Source organism: Streptococcus sp. Marseille-P6264 (genome assembly GCF_902460355.1).
Lineage (GTDB): Bacteria > Bacillota > Bacilli > Lactobacillales > Streptococcaceae > Streptococcus.
Genome location: NZ_CABPTO010000001.1, coordinates 435,594 through 451,984, shown reverse-complemented (window position 1 = coordinate 451,984; position 16,391 = coordinate 435,594). Strand labels below are relative to the sequence as shown.

The window sequence follows — 16,391 nt, the reverse complement described above, 5'->3', positions numbered from 1 at the left end:
TACGGCCTTTTTATGTGCAATTTGTCTGATTTGTTCTTTTCAGACTTTTCGTAAAAAACGTTTTGGATTGGCTATTTTATTTTTGTTAAATGCTTTTACGAATCTTGTTAATTCCATCCATGCTTTTTATATGACCCTCTTTTAAAATGTAAATAAAAAATTGAATTAGAAATTTAGAATGGGAGTAAAAAATGCCTACAAATCGTAATAATGAGATGATGGTATATTGTTCTTTCTGTGGAAAGAATCAGGACGAAGTCCAAAAAATTATTGCGGGCAACAATGCCTTTATCTGTAATGAATGTGTCGAGTTGGCACAGGAAATTATCCGAGAAGAATTAGCTGAGGAAGTCCTGGCTGATCTTTCTGAAGTACCAAAACCACAAGAATTGCTCAATATTTTGAACCACTATGTGATTGGTCAGGATCGTGCTAAGCGAGCTTTGGCTGTTGCCGTTTACAATCACTATAAGCGGATTAATTTTCATGATAGTCGCGAAGAGGATGATGTGGAGCTGCAAAAATCCAACATCCTCATGATTGGTCCAACTGGATCTGGGAAAACATTCCTGGCTCAGACCTTGGCGCGTAGCCTCAATGTTCCTTTTGCTATCGCGGATGCTACAGCTTTGACTGAGGCTGGCTATGTGGGTGAAGACGTGGAAAATATCCTGCTCAAGCTTTTACAGGCAGCTGACTTCAATATTGAACGGGCAGAACGCGGCATCATCTATGTGGATGAAATCGACAAGATTGCTAAGAAGAGCGAAAATGTTTCTATCACTCGTGATGTTTCAGGTGAGGGTGTTCAGCAAGCCCTGCTGAAGATTATCGAAGGAACGGTTGCCAGCGTACCTCCTCAGGGTGGTCGTAAGCATCCACAGCAAGAAATGATTCAGGTTGATACCAAGAACATTCTCTTTATCGTTGGTGGCGCTTTTGATGGTATCGAAGAAATTGTTAAGCAACGTCTTGGTGAGAAGATTATCGGCTTCGGTCAAAATAATAAGGCAATCGACGAGGGTGCGTCTTATATGCAAGCTATTGTTGCGGACGATATTCAAAAATTTGGGATTATTCCTGAGTTGATTGGTCGTTTGCCAGTTTTTGCAGCTCTAGAGCAGCTGACCGTTGATGATCTGGTTCGCATTTTGAATGAACCGAGAAATGCGCTAGTGAAGCAATACCAAACCTTGCTTTCTTATGATGATGTTGAGCTTGAATTTGACGAGGAAGCCCTACAAGCCATTGCAAGAAAAGCCATCGAACGCAAGACAGGTGCGCGTGGACTTCGTTCCATTATTGAAGAAACCATGATGGATGTCATGTTTGAAGTACCAAGTCAGGAAAATGTTAAGCTGGTTCGGATCACGAAGGAAGCAGTGGACGGCACAGACAAGCCAATCTTAGAAACTGCCTAGGGGAAGCTTATGGAAATCAATACACATAATGCTGAGATTTTGCTGAGCGCAGCCAATAAATCGCATTACCCTCAGGATGATATCCCAGAAATCGCCTTGGCGGGTCGCTCCAATGTTGGTAAATCTAGTTTTATCAATACTCTGCTCAATCGTAAAAATCTAGCACGGACTTCAGGTAAGCCTGGTAAAACACAGTTGTTGAACTTTTTCAATATCGATGACAAGCTCCGTTTTGTGGATGTTCCTGGCTACGGCTATGCCAAGGTTTCGAAAACGGAGCGCGCTAAATGGGGCAAAATGATTGAGGAATACTTGACCAGTCGGGACAATCTGCAAGCGGTCGTGAGCCTAGTAGACTTACGCCATGATCCTAGTGCGGATGATGTGCAGATGTATGAATTCCTCAAATACTATGAAATTCCAGTTATTGTTGTGGCTACCAAGGCGGATAAAATTCCGCGTGGTAAGTGGAACAAGCATGAAAGTGCCATCAAGAAAAAGTTGGATTTTGACAAGACTGACGATTTTATTATCTTTTCTTCAGTTGATAAAACTGGTCTTGATCAAGCTTGGGATGCGATTTTGGGCAAAATTTAGATAGTAGATGATAAGGGAAATGAGATAGTTGAACCTTCAAAGTTTAAATATCCTAACCTGATTCCGTATGGATTGGAGTCAGGTTATTTTCATCTTTAGATAGAGCTGTATAACTTAGTGATAACGCCAAACGAGGAAATTTTACTTGTAACAATCGTGGCTTGTAAGACTTATATTTGTTAAAAATCTAAAAAATGTCATATACTTGTAATTTATTGCTAATGTTATTTTGCTTTTAGTATGTTACAATAGTAGAATAAATATTGTATTTAGGAGAAAGACTGTGAAGAAGAGAATTTCAAAAGAAAGAAAAAAACTTTTGACAGGTTTGGCAGTAATGGTGTCAACCGTTGTCTTTGGTCTGGCTTTGTCAAAGCAAATCAAGCCAGCAAGTGCAAATGATGCTGTTCAGCAACCATTGAACCAAACAGAATATTTCATTTCACAAATCAGTGAGCCAGCTCGCCAGTTGGCTCAGGATAATGATCTGTATGCTTCTGTGATGATTGCACAAGCTATTTTAGAGAGTGGTTCTGGCCAGTCTGGTCTATCAGGCTATCCTCACTATAATCTGTTCGGGATTAAAGGAGCCTATGCTGGTCAGTCAGCAACGATGGAGACTTTGGAAGAAGACGGTCAGGGCAATACCTACGCAATCAATGATCAATTCCGCTCTTACTCAAGCTACGCTGAATCACTTCAGGACTATGTTTATGTCTTGAGACAAAGTCATTTTGCGGGGGCTTGGAAGAGCAATGCACCAACTTATCAAGACGCGACAGCTGCCTTGACAGGTGTATATGCAACGGATAGTCATTACTATGCAAAATTGAACTATCTGATTGAAACATACAATCTGACTCAGTTTGATTCGCCTAGCTATCAGACAGGAGCGTCTAATATGGTTTACAATCCTTACCGTGGACAATACACGACTCAAGATGTTCTGGAAACAGACCAAGCATGGGCATCACATAACTAGATAAGAAAAAAGAGATTGTAATAATCTCTTTTTTGCGTTTTACTAATGAAGTAGACGATCATTTCAAATAAGCAGACTTATTTATCTTTAGCAAAACTGACTAAGCTGTTATTTTAGAAAAAGATTGAGGAGCAAGAATGGGAGCGTTTAAAGACTTACTTGAAAAGCAAGACATAATAATTCTAGATGGTGCTTTGGGGACAGAGCTGGAGAGGCAGGGCTATGATGTTTCTGGTCAGCTTTGGTCAGCTAAGTACTTGCTTGAGAATCCTCAGATTATCCAAGACCTGCATGAGGATTATGTTCGGGTGGGCAGTGACATTATCACCACTTCCAGTTATCAGGCCAGCATTCCAGCTTTTTTCGAAGAAGGATTGAGTTTAGATAAGGCTCATGAAATCGTCAAAGAAACAGTCCTTTTGGCACAGGCAGCGGTTAAAAATGTCTGGGGGAGATTATCGCTAGATGAACAGAAGCAGCGCTCTTATCCTTTGACAGCTGGATCGGTCGGGCCTTATGCTGCTTACCTGGCTGATGGTTCGGAGTACACAGGATCCTATCGCTTGAGTGAGGAGGAATTTAAAGACTTTCATCGTCCGCGCATTCAAGCCTTACTGAACGCGGGCTGTGATTTATTGGCACTTGAAACGATTCCTAACGGAGCAGAAACAGAGGCGCTTGTTCACTTGTTAGCAGAAGAATTTCCGCAGGCGGAGGCCTATTTATCTTTTACAGCTCAGACGGCATCGGCGATTTCGGACGGAACATTGATAGAAGAAGTTGGGCGCTTGGTTCAGTCGAGTCCACAAGTATTGGCTGTCGGTTTTAACTGCACAGCTCCGCATCTGCTTGTTCCCTTATTAGAAAAGTTAAAACAGGTGTGCGATAAACCCTTGCTGGCCTATCCAAATTCTGGAGAGGTCTATAATGTGGCGACGAATACTTGGCAGGACAATCCTGAGCAGCAGCCCTGTTTAACTGATTACAGTCAGCTTTGGAAGAAGCAGGGCGTTCAGCTTTTTGGCGGTTGCTGCCGAACACGGCCAGAAGATATAAGGCGGCTAGCAGGCGAACTAAGAACTTGAAATGTAGCTTTCCAAGTTCAAATTTAGCAAAAAACTTACAGAAAACGCTTTCTAAAAATAAAAGTTTGTGATATACTGTACATAGTTTAACTTAGAGGAGAATTATTATGGTCGAATCGACATTTATTCCAAAAATAGAAGCAGCTTGCCGTAAGAAAGAAGGCTTGTTTGACACAAGCAAGGGGAAGTATGCTGTTCGCTCTATCTTTGCGGGGGCCTTTCTGACCTTCAGTACAGGGGCAGGAGCTATTGCGGCAGACCTGACAAATAAGATTGTTCCAGGAACGGGTCGTTTTCTCTTCCCTTTTATCTTTGCTTGGGGATTGGCCTACATCGTCTTTCTGAATGCTGAGCTGGTGACTTCCAACATGATGTTTTTGACAGCGGGAACTTTCCTAAAGAAGATTGACTGGAAAAAAGCATTGATTATTTTGTTCTATTGTACTTTCTTTAATTTGATTGGGGCTCTGATTGCTGGGTGGCTCTTTGCTAATTCGGCGGCTTATGCGGGACTTAGCAAGGAAAGTTTCATTGCTGGTGTTGTGCAGATGAAGCTTGCCCGTTCAAATGAACTTATTTTACTTGAGGGAATACTCGCCAATGTATTTGTTAATATTGCGATTCTTTCCTTCGTCTTGGTGAAAGATAGTACAGCTAAGCTTTTCTTGGTTATTTCAGCTATTTATATGTTTGTTTTCTTAACCAACGAACACTTGGCAGCTAACTTTGCTTCTTTTGCTATCGTCAAATTTAGCTCAGCTGCATCACAGGTGGCAAATTTTGGTATTGGAAATATCCTGCGTCACTGGGCTGTGACCTTCGTAGGGAACTTGATTGGTGGTGGTCTTCTGATCGGTCTGCCATACGCTTGGTTCAATAAAAAAGAAGAACATTATGTAGATTAAAGAGAGTGGGACAGAAATCGGTAATTCGTTAGAATTCGATTTCGTTGTCCCACCTCCGCACAGTTGAGTAGGGCTGTAAAAGCTGATGAAATCAGCGTAGTAGAGTCCACTCAACCACTGCGTCTTGCTCGACAATCCAAAGACAATTGAGAGGCTAGGACTTTTTTCCCAGCCTCTTTTTTTGAAGAAGTGACCATCTGATTCCCGTCTAGATCTGCTTAAATTGACAAACATATAAAATTTTGTTATACTTTATTAATATTTTTATATTTAAGGAGATCTTGATGAATAAACTTACTATTCAAGCACCAGATGGCAGCAATGTTAAGACTTTGTCACCAATGTACTCTATTACAACCTTGCTATTTAACTTTTTCGTTCCTCTCTTGCGTAAAGACTGGAAATACTTTGGGATCATGCTTGGCTCACTGTTTGTATTTGCTGTGATTGCAACGCTTCTTATCCCAGATGATTTCTTGAGACCTGTAGGAACTGCCTACAACTTATTTTGGGCCTTTTTCTATAATCGTCTTTGGATAAAAGACCGAGTTTTCACTGATGGCTGGGTGCCTGCTGACGATGCTAGTAAAGCCTTGCTTGACAAGACTTTTCCTAAAAATGCATAAAAAAGTAAAAAGATTGCACAAAAAGCTTGCAATCTTTTTTTTCTTTTGCTATAATTATACATGGTTTGAAAAAACTGCCTAAGACAGTAGGGGAGCTCGACTCATAAAGATCCTACCGAGGACAAAACGTATCATGTAAAAGAAGCGTATTGTACTTTCGTGTCTAGGTTTGGGCGCGTTTTTCTTTTAGAAAAATTCCCTAAGCAAAATAATTACGGAGGTGAAACACTAAATGAGTGAAGCAATTATTGCTAAAAAAGCAGAATTAGTTGACGTAGTAGCTGAGAAAATGAAAGCTGCTGCATCAATCGTTGTTGTGGACGCTCGTGGTTTGACAGTTGAGCAAGATACTGTTCTTCGTCGTGAGCTTCGTGGAAGCGAAGTTGAGTACAAAGTAATTAAAAACTCAATCTTACGTCGTGCAGCTGAAAAAGCTGGTCTTGAAGATCTTGCATCAGTATTTGTTGGACCATCTGCAGTAGCATTTTCTAATGAAGATGTTATCGCACCAGCGAAAATCTTGAACGATTTTGCTAAGAATGCAGAAGCACTTGAAATCAAAGGTGGTGCTATCGAAGGCGCTGTCGCATCAAAAGAAGAGATTCTTGCACTTGCAACTCTTCCAAACCGCGAAGGACTTCTTTCTATGCTCCTTTCTGTACTTCAAGCGCCAGTTCGCAACGTTGCACTTGCTGTCAAAGCAGTCGCAGACAACAAAGAAGACGCAGCTTAATCTTAAGCTACGCAGCGTAGCCTAGCTACAAAAAATTATTATAAAAATAAAAACTTATTTGGAGGAAATAACAATGGCATTGAACATTGAAAACATTATTGCTGAAATTAAAGAAGCTTCAATCCTTGAATTGAACGACCTTGTAAAAGCTATCGAAGAAGAATTTGGTGTAACTGCAGCTGCTCCTGTAGCTGTTGCTGCAGCTGGTGCTGCTGACGCTGGCGCTGCTAAAGATTCATTTGACGTTGAATTGACAGCTGCTGGTGACAAAAAAGTTGGCGTTATCAAAGTTGTACGTGAAATCACTGGTCTTGGTCTTAAAGAAGCTAAAGAACTTGTTGATGGTGCACCAGGTGTCATCAAAGAAGGCGTTCCAACTGCAGAAGCTGAAGAAATCAAAGCTAAATTGGAAGAAGCTGGAGCTTCAGTTACTCTTAAATAATAAGGGTACGCAATTACATTGCGAAATCCCAGCGTAGCAAGGTTTTGAGCAATGTCAAAAAGCGAAATAGGGTGGAAAATGATTTCATTTCCCACCAAGACCCCACCAAACGAAAGTTTGGTGGGGTCTTTGATTTTTTGTGAATTGTAGTGAGTTAAGGAAATCTATCCTTGCTTTGATGAGTCTATGGATGGTTTTTTTCCATTGAAAATGAAGGAGTAAGAGTCGATAGAGTCATTATGCTCACTGAGGTCTTGAGAGTAGAAGAGAACCTTTTGTACAATCTCATAATCTGTCAAAGGTAAACAATTAAATAGGCTTCATAATTCCTACAGTGATTTTTCCCACTATATAATTTTTAGAAGCTAATATTTTTTGTCTAACATTTGGGATGCGGTTCACAATGATAAGATGGTTTTTTATATTTTGATAGACAACGTAGTAGTGTTGTAGTTTGCCCTCTTTATTAACATGAACGATAAAGGGATAAGGTATGTCTTCCATTTCAAAGAGGCCCATATCAGCTTTGATGGCTCTTGTTTCAAAACTTATTTCTTTGGCTGCTTTGACGATACCAAGAGCGGTCGTTCCTTGAGCGGTCGTTCCTTCTTCATTTGTTTTAGCTAGTTCTCGCAAATGATCTAAGGAATAGTCAGAACCATAAAACTTGGTAATAGAGGCTAAAGCGGCGATTCCACAGTCTCTAGCGTCGATTTGAGGGACAAAGGTTCGTTTGTAAGATGTCATTTGTCAAAACCTTTCTTGTTATTTACAAGATCATTATGACAAAAAATAGGTAGAAAAATCGTTCAAATCTTAAATGGAGCATATAATATCTTGAATGGTATTTTTGGATTTGAAAATTAGTTGACACCTTTTTTAACGGCATATTTTTAATCATGAATGGTTACAAATCATGAAAAAAGTACGTTTCGTGATGAAAATCGTACATTTAAAGATTTTGCTGTAAAACTAGTATTTATTATGATATACTAAACATGTCAAAATTGCAATCCGGCAAAAATAATAAATATTAATATGGAGGTATCCCTCATGGAAATAAAAACAACGACTCAATTTGATGTTTTGGATACCGAAATGCTGGCTAGCATTTAGGGAGGAACTGATTTGGGAGCAGTAGGAAAAGGAGCTGCCTATGGAGCGGGTATCGGAGTTGCTGTGTGTACGGTAGGAGGAGTCATTACTGGTGGTGCCGTATGGACTATGACTGCTGGCTGTGCTTGGGCTGGAGCTAAACTTGGTGGCGCTTTTACTGCAATTGCTGATAATATTTGGCAATAGAAAGTAGTAGAAATTATGTTTAATTACAAAATAGTAAATAATCAAGAATTAAGTAATATTTCTGGAGGTGGATTGGGAGGAGATGTGCTTTTAGGAGCCTTGTCGGGTGCATTTCAGGCAGGACAATCCTGTATTGCTGGGGGCCCTCAAGCTTAATTGATTTGCGCAACAGGGGGGCTATCGTAGGTGGCTTTGTAGTTTATGGATTGAGGCCCCCAAAATAGTTAAAAAAAGGAATGGATGTTAATATGTTAAATGAAACTATGATTCAACTTATACTCATTGTAATTTGTTGTGTGTACATCATTTTTAACACTAAGGCTGATAAAAATCCAAAGAGAGGATATCGTACAGCTTTGTACCTTGTCGTTATGGCTGGTATTATATCCTATATTATGAATTATCTAAATTGGTTAGATTTTTTCTTACTGATAACTCCAATAATGTGTCTATTTAAATTTGAAGATAAGTGGAGTTAGCAACATTTGACACTTCATTAGGTTATTAGCTCTTTTAATATTAATGTATTTTAAAAAGTTTTGAGCATGTTACATAGAGGCTAGGCAAAACTCCACTTCTAACTATCAAAAAAACGAGTATTCCATAGTTGAAGATACTCGTTTTCTTATGTCATGGTTTATAATTAAAATAAAATGAATGGTTACAAATCATGAAAAAATACGTTTCGTGATGAAAATCGTACATTTAAAGACTTTGCAGTAAAAATCTCTTTTGTTCTGCTATACTGAACTTGTCAGGGTTACAATCTGACAAAAAATATCTATTATATAGGAGGTACTCATGATGAATACAATGGTGAAACAATTTGAAGTAATTCTTAAATAATAAGGGTACGCAATTACATTGCGAAATCCCATTGTAGCAAGGTTTTGAACAATGTCAAAAAGCGAAATAGGGTGGAAAATGATTTCATTTCCCACCAAGAGTCTGGGACAATAGTCTCTTGGCTACAAAAAAAATGAGACAAAATAGTTCTCGGGTTCTTTTTTGTAATTGTTTTTTTATTAGAGTGTAAGAAATCATTGTAAGTGCTATATTCTTAAAGTATCATATAGATTGAAAGAAAAGATATCAGTGTCAGTCTTTACGATTTTTCATATTTCTGCTATAATATTCTTAATAAAGCGTGCATTTGCGCGCTCTTTTCTGTATAAAAGTACTCTTCAGTGCTTTTTTATTGTTATAGAAAATGGAGGGATTATGCTTTACATTTGGTCTTATTTGAAACGCTACCCCAAGTGGCTGGTGCTGGATTTTGTGGCGGCCATCTTTTTTGTAGTGGTCAATCTAGGGCTGCCAACAGTTTTGGCGCGCATGATTGACGAAGGGATCAACCAGGGCGATCAGGAACGCCTGTATTTCTGGGGCTTTATCATGCTGCTGGTTATTATACTTGGGATTTTAGGGCGGATCGTCCTTTCCTATGCCGCTGGAAAATTAACGACCAGTATGGTGCGGGATATGCGGAATGATCTCTATGACAAGCTACAGGAGTATTCTCATCATGAGTACGAGCAGATTGGCGTTTCTTCGCTGGTGACGCGGATTACCAGTGATGCCTTTGTCCTTATGCAGTTTGCTGAGCAAACGCTCAAGATGGGAGCTATCACGCCTATCATGATGCTGTCGTCTATCCTCATGATTTTCCTGACCAGTCCGTCCATGGCTTGGATTGTGGCGATTTCAGTGCCTTTTTTGGCAATCGTAGTCTGGTATGTGGCAGTCAAGACGCGTCCCTTGTCTGAAAAGCAGCAGAAGACGTTGGACAAGATCAACCAGTATGCTCGGGAAAATCTGACCGGTCTGCGGGTCATTCGAGCCTTTGCCCGTGAGGATTTTCAGGAAGAGCGCTTCGCCAATGAAAATGAAATTTATGCGGAGAATTCTAACCGTCTCTTTAAATTGACAGGTTTGACGGAGCCTCTCTTTGTGCAGATTATCATTGCCATGATTGTGGCCATTGTCTGGTTTGCTCTGAAACCACTAGGCAGCGGTGAGCTGAAAATCGGGGATTTGGTTGCCTTTATCGAGTACAGTTTCCATGCTCTTCTGTCCTTCCTGCTCCTATCCAGTCTCTTTACCATGTATCCACGGACAGCGGTCTCTAGCGAGCGGCTGAAGGAAGTTATGGATATGCCGATTTCCATCGATCCAAATGAGAATGGGATCACGGAAACTGCGACTCATGGCTATTTGGAATTTGACAATGTAACCTTTGCCTATCCAGGTGAGACAGAAAATCCTGTCCTGCATAATATTTCTTTCAAGGCCAAGCCAGGGGAAACGATCGCCTTTATCGGTTCAACAGGCTCTGGTAAGTCTTCCTTGGTTCAGCTGATTCCGCGTTTCTATGATGTGACCTTGGGCAAGATTTTGGTGGATGGTGTGGATGTCCGCGCCTATAATCTCAAGGCCCTCCGTCAGAAGATTGGCTTTATCCCGCAGAAAGCTCTGCTATTTACCGGGACGATCGCTGAAAATATCCGCTATGGTAAGGAAGATGCTAGCTCTGAGGAGCTCAATCAAGCAGCGGATGTGGCTCAAGCTCGCGACTTTATCGAGAGCAGAGAAGAGCGCTACGAGACGCATTTGGCTGAAGGCGGCAGCAATCTATCTGGTGGTCAAAAGCAGCGTCTGTCCATTGCGCGTGCGGTTGTCAAGGAACCGGATATTTATATCTTTGATGATTCCTTCTCGGCTCTGGACTACAAGACGGATGCTACTTTGCGCCGCCGACTCAAGGAAGAGACGCAGGATGCAACGGTTCTCATCGTGGCTCAGCGGGTCGGAACCATTATGGATGCGGATCAAATCATTGTCTTAGACAAGGGTGAAATCGTGGGTCGCGGCCGGCATGAGGAGCTGATGGAAAATAATGCCATCTATCGCGAAATTGCCAATTCCCAGCTCAATAGCCAATCACTAACAGAAGAATAGGAGGAAGAGATGAAAGAAAATAGTTTTGTCCGCTTATGGGGCTATCTAAAAGTCTATAAAGCAGCCGTACTTCTTGCAGTCTTCCTCAAGATTGTCAGCGTGGTCATGAGTGTCCTAGAGCCTTTTGTCCTAGGGCTTGCTATCACTGAGCTGACGCAAAATCTGCTGGATATGGCTAAGGGAGTGCCCGGTGCAGCCATCAATAGCAGCTATGTGGCTTGGATCATGCTGCTCTACTTTATTCGTGCCCTCTTTTATGAGATTGGTTCATACTTTTCTAACTATTTCATGACCAATGCTGTGCAGAGCACCGTTCGCGACATGCGCAATGAGCTTAGTCATAAGATCAATCAAATTCCTGTTTCGTACTTTGACAAGCACCAATTTGGTGATTTGATTGGGCGCTTTACCAGCGATGTGGAGACCGTCTCCAATGCTCTTCAACAAAGCTTTTTGCAGGTGGTCAATGCCGTCATGACCCTGATTTTGGTCATTGGGATGGTTCTTTACCTGAATGTCCAGCTGGCCTTGATCGTTATCGTCAGCATTCCTCTGACCTATTTGGGAGCAAGAATTATCCTCAAAAAATCCCAGCCTTACTTTAAGCAGCAGGCGGATGTTTTGGGTGCTATGAATGGCTTCGTCCAGGAAAATCTGTCAGGTTTTAATGTTCTCAAGCTTTATGGTCGGGAAGAGACTTCGGCTGAGGATTTTCGAGCTATTACTCAAAAATTACAGGAAGTCGGCTTTAAAGCCAGCTTTATCTCAGGGCTCATGATGCCCGTCCTTAATGCGATTTCTGATTTAACCTATCTCATCGTAGCTCTGGTAGGCGGATTGCAGGTTATTGCTGGTCAGCTGACTATCGGGAATATGCAGGCCTTTGTCCAGTACGTCTGGCAGGTCAATCAACCCATCCAAAACCTTACTCAGCTGGCAGGTCAGCTCCAGAGTGCCAAGTCTTCGCTGGATCGGATTTTCCAGATTTTGGATGAGCCAGATGAAGTCATGGATAATACTATCCAGCTAGACAAGGACTTGACTGGTCAAGTCAGCTTCAAAGATGTAGACTTCCAATATGTGGCAGACAAGCCGCTGATTCGCAACTTTAATCTGGAAGTCCAGCCGGGTGAAATGGTGGCTATTGTCGGGCCGACCGGAGCTGGTAAGACGACCCTGATCAACCTGCTCATGCGTTTCTACGATGTGACCAAGGGATCTATCAGCGTGGACGGTCACGATATTCGTCAGCTATCGCGTCAAGACTATCGCAAGCAATTTGGTATGGTTCTGCAGGACGCTTGGCTTTATGAAGGAACTATCAAGGAAAATCTTCGCTTTGGTAACCTTGATGCTACCGATGAGGAGATTGTAGAAGCAGCCAAATCAGCCAATGTGGATCACTTTATCCGCACCTTACCAGGTGGCTACAATATGGAAATGAATCAGGAATCTAGCAATATTTCGCTAGGTCAAAAGCAACTCCTGACAATTGCACGGGCGCTTTTGGCAGATCCTAAGATTCTGATTTTGGACGAGGCGACTTCTTCAGTGGATACTCGTTTGGAGCTCTTGATTCAAAAAGCAATGAAAACTCTCATGCAGGGGCGGACGAGCTTTGTCATTGCACACCGTTTGTCTACTATCCAAGAAGCAGACAAGATTTTGGTGCTCAAGGATGGACAAATCATTGAGCAGGGCAATCACGAGTCGCTACTGGCCGACAAGGGATTCTATCATGACTTGTATATGAGCCAATTTTCGGATAAGAAAGAAGCCTAGACATACAAAACAGGAAGCTCAGCTGAGTTTCCTGTTTGATTTATAATTGATGGGTTTTTACCTCAAAAGCTTGTCGGGTGAAAAGTTGCTTAAAGATCGTCTACTTGAATGACATGGGTTTCAAATTCGAGATTTGGCATGGCTGCCGCTAAATCTTGGTGAATGCGTTCGAGGGCGTCTAGTCGCATTTGGACAGATGTATGGGCATTTCCTTGGATAATGAAAATGGCATTTTTGGTGCTATCATCAAATTTATAAAGGTCGCTGTCACGGACATCAAGCCAAGCAAGGATGCCTTTTTCATCTCGATAGACATAGTCAGTCGGAGCTACATGCTTTTCTTTGGATAAGATAGGGAGGAAAACATCGTCCTTCTGACTGACAGTAAACTCAATCTCATCACCGATTTTATCAAGGTCATGCCCACCGATAGCCAGAAGAGAATGCAGGGCTTCCACATTATAAATATCAATGACACTGTTAATTCTTGGAATGGAGCCGCGGTGTTGGATATTGCGGATCAGAGCTGGTACAGTTGGTGGGTTCTTTTTAACACTGCGCCCCACTTTCTGCAGTAAATCACAGTAGCCCTGGATAGTCGGATGGTCAGTGATTTCTGCTAGATTGCAGTTTAAAGCCCAGTTTTCGGCTTCCTTCTGTTTTTGGAGAAAGGCTTCTGATAAAGGTGCTTGAGGATCAACGTTTTTAGCAATGCCAAGGACCACACTCTTAATGCCAAGTTCTGCTAAACTTTGATCAATGGTAAATTTCATCATAGACGGACCTCCATTTTTTTCTTACCTTGATTATACCTTTTTATAAGGATTTTTACAATGAAAATAATGTCTAAAATAGGAAGAAAAGGTAGCGAAGCAGCAGACTTCCGATGATAAAAGCATGCCATTTCCAGTAGATACGGATTAAGCCAGCAGTTTCTCGGATCCAAGCTGAGGGAAGAAAATAGAAGGCCGTGCGAGAACCAATACTGCGGCCTTTGAGACCAACCTGTTTCATATAGATGCCAGCACGTAGCGCATGGAAAGAATTTGTGACAAGGACAACCCGATCTTGCTCCAGTCCATGTGCTAGCATAAGCTGCTTACTGAATGTGAGATTTTCAAACGTCGTGCGAGATTTATTTTCAAGGAGAATACTGTCAGCTGGGACTCCTTTTTCCATCAAATATCCTGCCATGGCCTCTGCTTCGGAAATTAACTCGTCATCTCCTTGACCGCCAGAAACAATGATGACTGGCTTCCGATTAAACTTCTCATAGATGGCTAGCCCTTTATCCAATCGTTGAGCCAGTAGGGGAGGTACCTTGTCCCCAAACAATCCTGAGCCGAGGATAATGATAGTCTGGGGCTCTTTCTTGATTGGAAAGATATTTAAAAAGAAGTCGTAGATGATATAGGAAAGATAGAGAAAGGTTCCGTAAAATAGGAGCAGATCAGCGAAGGAAATCAAATTTGCAAGAAATGATCGTGGAGCGAAAAAATGCAACAGACCCACCCCCACGATAGCTAGGCCGTAGAGAAGCGATAGTAGATTGGCCAATCTAAGCCCCTCTAGCTGCACCATTTTGCGACCATTAAAAAGCAAATAAACAGTAGAAGCGAAAACACTAAAGGGTATTGCCAAAAACAAGATAATAGCTGGTGTATAGCCAATAAATCGCTCAAGACTAACAATGGTAAAACCTGCTAAAACAATTCCCATCATCATAAGAGTGAAGGTCAGGAGATAAGCATTGAATAAACTTCTGGGTTCTCGATAACATAATAGAGCAAATATAGCAGCAGGGATAAGCCAGACTAGATGAAGTACCATAATAAAACCTCGCAAATGAACTTTTAACCAGTATAACATAAATATATCCAATAAAAAAGTTATTTAATATGAAATAAATCGAATTACAAAAAGAAGGTCTCGAGTTGTTTTGAAATAAATCGCATCAAATCTACCGAATCCTTCCAATACTAAGAAAATGTAATTTTCATTTCAAAAATCTTGCAATGAAAGGTATTTATCTGTATAATGGAAAAATCTTAAAAAGACTGGAGATGATGATGTTAAAAAAAGGATCCCTAACCGGCCTGCTTTTATTTGGAATGTTTTTCGGAGCCGGTAACCTGATTTTCCCACCTCAGCTGGGCTTGGAATCTGGTCAAAATTTTGGGCCAGCTATTGGAGGCTTTGTCCTATCAGGTGTCGGTATTGCTATTCTAACCTTGATTATAGGTACTTTGAATCCCAAGGGTTATATTGATGAAATTTCGAAAAAGATTGCCCCTTGGTTTGCGGTTGCTTACTTGGTAGCCCTCTACCTTTCAATTGGTCCCTTCTTTGCCATTCCTCGGACGGCGACCACTGCCTTTTCTGTCGGAATTGAGCCTATGTTGCCTGCAGGTTCTCACACTATTTGGCTTTTTGCCTTCACGCTGCTCTATTTCGCTTTGGCCTATCTGATCGCCCTCAATCCCTCAAATATCCTTGATAGTATCGGTCGTTATCTAACACCAATTTTTGCCCTCTTGATTGTAGTTTTGGTTGTACTAGGTGCTATTAAATATGGATCTGCGGCTCCTCAAGAAGCAACAGCGGAATATGCTGCTTCAGCTTTCGGAGCAGGCTTTCTTCAGGGCTACAATACTCTGGATGCTTTGGCTTCAGTTGCCTTTAGTGTGGTCGCTGTGACGACACTCAACCAGCTCGGTTTCAAGAATAAAAAAGAATATATTTCTACTATTTGGATCGTGGGTATCCTTGTGGCGCTGGGCTTTAGCGTTCTTTATATCGGTTTGGCCTTCCTTGGAAATCACTTCCCACTTGATCTAGCGAATTTGCCGAAAGGTGCAAACGTAGGGGCCTCTGTTTTGTCTTCTGCAACTCAGGCCATCTTTGGTCCAATGGCTCAAATTTTCCTAGCAATTATGGTAACGGTGACCTGTTTTACAACTACAGCGGGACTCATCGTCTCAACTGGCGAATTTTTCCACAATACCTTCCCGAAAGTATCTTATAAGGTTTATGCAACCATTTTTACGCTAGTTGGTTTCGCTATTGCAAATCTTGGTTTGAATGCTATTATCCAGTATTCAGTTCCAGTTCTGGAGATTCTTTATCCTATTACTATCACAATTGTCATGATTGTTATGGTTAATCGCTTTTTACCACTTTCTAAACCAGGAATGCAGTTGGCCATAGCAGTGGTGACGCTAATTGCTTTTGCTAGCATTTTGGGACGACAATTCAAGCTAACTGCAATTCTCAATCTGGTCAATGCTCTGCCATTTGCACAAGCTTCTCTACCTTGGTTGCTGCCGGCTCTGGTTGGAATCTTGCTCTCGCTCCTTTTGCCAAACAAGCAAAAAGGTGAAGCATTTGAATTTGAAGTATAAGAACTAAAATTCATCACGAAAGTGATGGATTTTTTTGATTCATTGTCAATTGTAGTAGGTGATTACTGATGATGCCTAGGAATATTTGATGAAGTACTTTAATCTGGTTTTTGATGAGTGATAAGGCGATATAAGCATTTTATAAGAAGGATTTAAG

The 16,391-nt window shown here is 41.4% G+C and carries 15 protein-coding genes, 1 pseudogene and 1 other annotated feature; of the genes and pseudogenes, 13 read left to right on the top strand and 3 right to left on the bottom strand.

The annotated features are described in order from the left end of the window. Positions 1 to 191 precede the first annotated feature (191 nt). From clpX to rplL, 8 genes are all read left to right on the top strand, one after another. Positions 192 to 1,421 carry an ATP-dependent Clp protease ATP-binding subunit ClpX gene (gene clpX / locus FZ941_RS02295; RefSeq protein ID WP_015604700.1) on the top strand — a complete coding sequence of 410 codons (1,230 nt, stop codon included), beginning with the start codon at positions 192 to 194 and terminating at the stop codon, positions 1,419 to 1,421. Between the two features lie 9 nt (positions 1,422 to 1,430). Further along, positions 1,431 to 2,018: a ribosome biogenesis GTP-binding protein YihA/YsxC gene (gene yihA / locus FZ941_RS02290; RefSeq protein WP_148886689.1), complete on the top strand. Its 588-nt coding sequence runs from the start codon at positions 1,431 to 1,433 to the stop codon at positions 2,016 to 2,018. A 283-nt stretch (positions 2,019 to 2,301) separates the two neighbouring features. Then, positions 2,302 to 3,000, top strand: coding sequence for a glucosaminidase domain-containing protein (locus FZ941_RS02285; protein WP_148886688.1), 699 nt, complete (start codon positions 2,302 to 2,304; stop codon positions 2,998 to 3,000). A 137-nt stretch (positions 3,001 to 3,137) separates the two neighbouring features. Then, complete coding sequence (mmuM, locus tag FZ941_RS02280) at positions 3,138 to 4,085, top strand: homocysteine S-methyltransferase (protein ID WP_148886687.1); 948 nt, start codon at positions 3,138 to 3,140, stop codon at positions 4,083 to 4,085. 107 nt (positions 4,086 to 4,192) lie between these two features. Further along, complete coding sequence (locus FZ941_RS02275) at positions 4,193 to 4,990, top strand: formate/nitrite transporter family protein (RefSeq protein ID WP_005589763.1); 798 nt, start codon at positions 4,193 to 4,195, stop codon at positions 4,988 to 4,990. 284 nt (positions 4,991 to 5,274) lie between these two features. Further along, positions 5,275 to 5,616 (top strand): hypothetical protein, encoded by a 342-nt coding sequence (locus tag FZ941_RS02270; protein ID WP_148886686.1) that lies wholly within the window; start codon positions 5,275 to 5,277, stop codon positions 5,614 to 5,616. Between the two features lie 59 nt (positions 5,617 to 5,675). Continuing rightward, positions 5,676 to 5,810 (top strand) — a sequence feature (ribosomal protein L10 leader region). A 38-nt stretch (positions 5,811 to 5,848) separates the two neighbouring features. Beyond that, positions 5,849 to 6,349 (top strand): 50S ribosomal protein L10, encoded by a 501-nt coding sequence (rplJ, locus tag FZ941_RS02260; RefSeq protein WP_001287273.1) that lies wholly within the window; start codon positions 5,849 to 5,851, stop codon positions 6,347 to 6,349. 73 nt (positions 6,350 to 6,422) lie between these two features. Continuing rightward, positions 6,423 to 6,791 (top strand): 50S ribosomal protein L7/L12, encoded by a 369-nt coding sequence (gene rplL / locus FZ941_RS02255; RefSeq protein WP_001196964.1) that lies wholly within the window; start codon positions 6,423 to 6,425, stop codon positions 6,789 to 6,791. Between the two features lie 378 nt (positions 6,792 to 7,169). Here the strand turns inward: rplL and FZ941_RS02250 are convergent. Continuing rightward, positions 7,170 to 7,538, bottom strand: a pseudogene (locus tag FZ941_RS02250) (cysteine peptidase family C39 domain-containing protein); the annotation flags it as partial. A 381-nt stretch (positions 7,539 to 7,919) separates the two neighbouring features. Between FZ941_RS02250 and FZ941_RS02245 the strand changes: the two are divergent. From FZ941_RS02245 to FZ941_RS02225, 4 genes are all read left to right on the top strand, one after another. Then, a complete protein-coding gene (locus tag FZ941_RS02245; RefSeq protein WP_262366262.1) occupies positions 7,920 to 8,093 on the top strand; it encodes a bacteriocin in 174 nt (57 codons plus the stop codon). Positions 8,094 to 8,108: 15 nt separating this feature from the next. Further along, entirely contained in the window at positions 8,109 to 8,249 is a 141-nt protein-coding gene (locus FZ941_RS02240; RefSeq protein WP_262366261.1) for a bacteriocin, read from the top strand. A gap of 1,065 nt (positions 8,250 to 9,314) precedes the next feature. Then, entirely contained in the window at positions 9,315 to 11,051 is a 1,737-nt protein-coding gene (locus FZ941_RS02230; RefSeq protein ID WP_148886684.1) for an ABC transporter ATP-binding protein, read from the top strand. Positions 11,052 to 11,060: 9 nt separating this feature from the next. Then, entirely contained in the window at positions 11,061 to 12,833 is a 1,773-nt protein-coding gene (locus FZ941_RS02225) for an ABC transporter ATP-binding protein (RefSeq protein WP_148886683.1), read from the top strand. 89 nt (positions 12,834 to 12,922) lie between these two features. On the opposite strand, the gene FZ941_RS02220 is transcribed toward FZ941_RS02225, so the two are convergent. Together FZ941_RS02220 and FZ941_RS02215 are read right to left on the bottom strand one after the other, a co-directional pair. Further along, complete coding sequence (locus tag FZ941_RS02220; RefSeq protein WP_148886870.1) at positions 12,923 to 13,606, bottom strand: B3/4 domain-containing protein; 684 nt, start codon at positions 13,604 to 13,606, stop codon at positions 12,923 to 12,925. Positions 13,607 to 13,679: 73 nt separating this feature from the next. Beyond that, entirely contained in the window at positions 13,680 to 14,663 is a 984-nt protein-coding gene (locus FZ941_RS02215) for a YdcF family protein (RefSeq protein WP_148886682.1), read from the bottom strand. Positions 14,664 to 14,902: 239 nt separating this feature from the next. Here FZ941_RS02215 and brnQ point away from each other — a divergent pair, with 239 nt between their 5' ends. Further along, entirely contained in the window at positions 14,903 to 16,234 is a 1,332-nt protein-coding gene (gene brnQ, locus FZ941_RS02210) for a branched-chain amino acid transport system II carrier protein (RefSeq protein ID WP_148886681.1), read from the top strand. Positions 16,235 to 16,391: the final 157 nt, after the last annotated feature.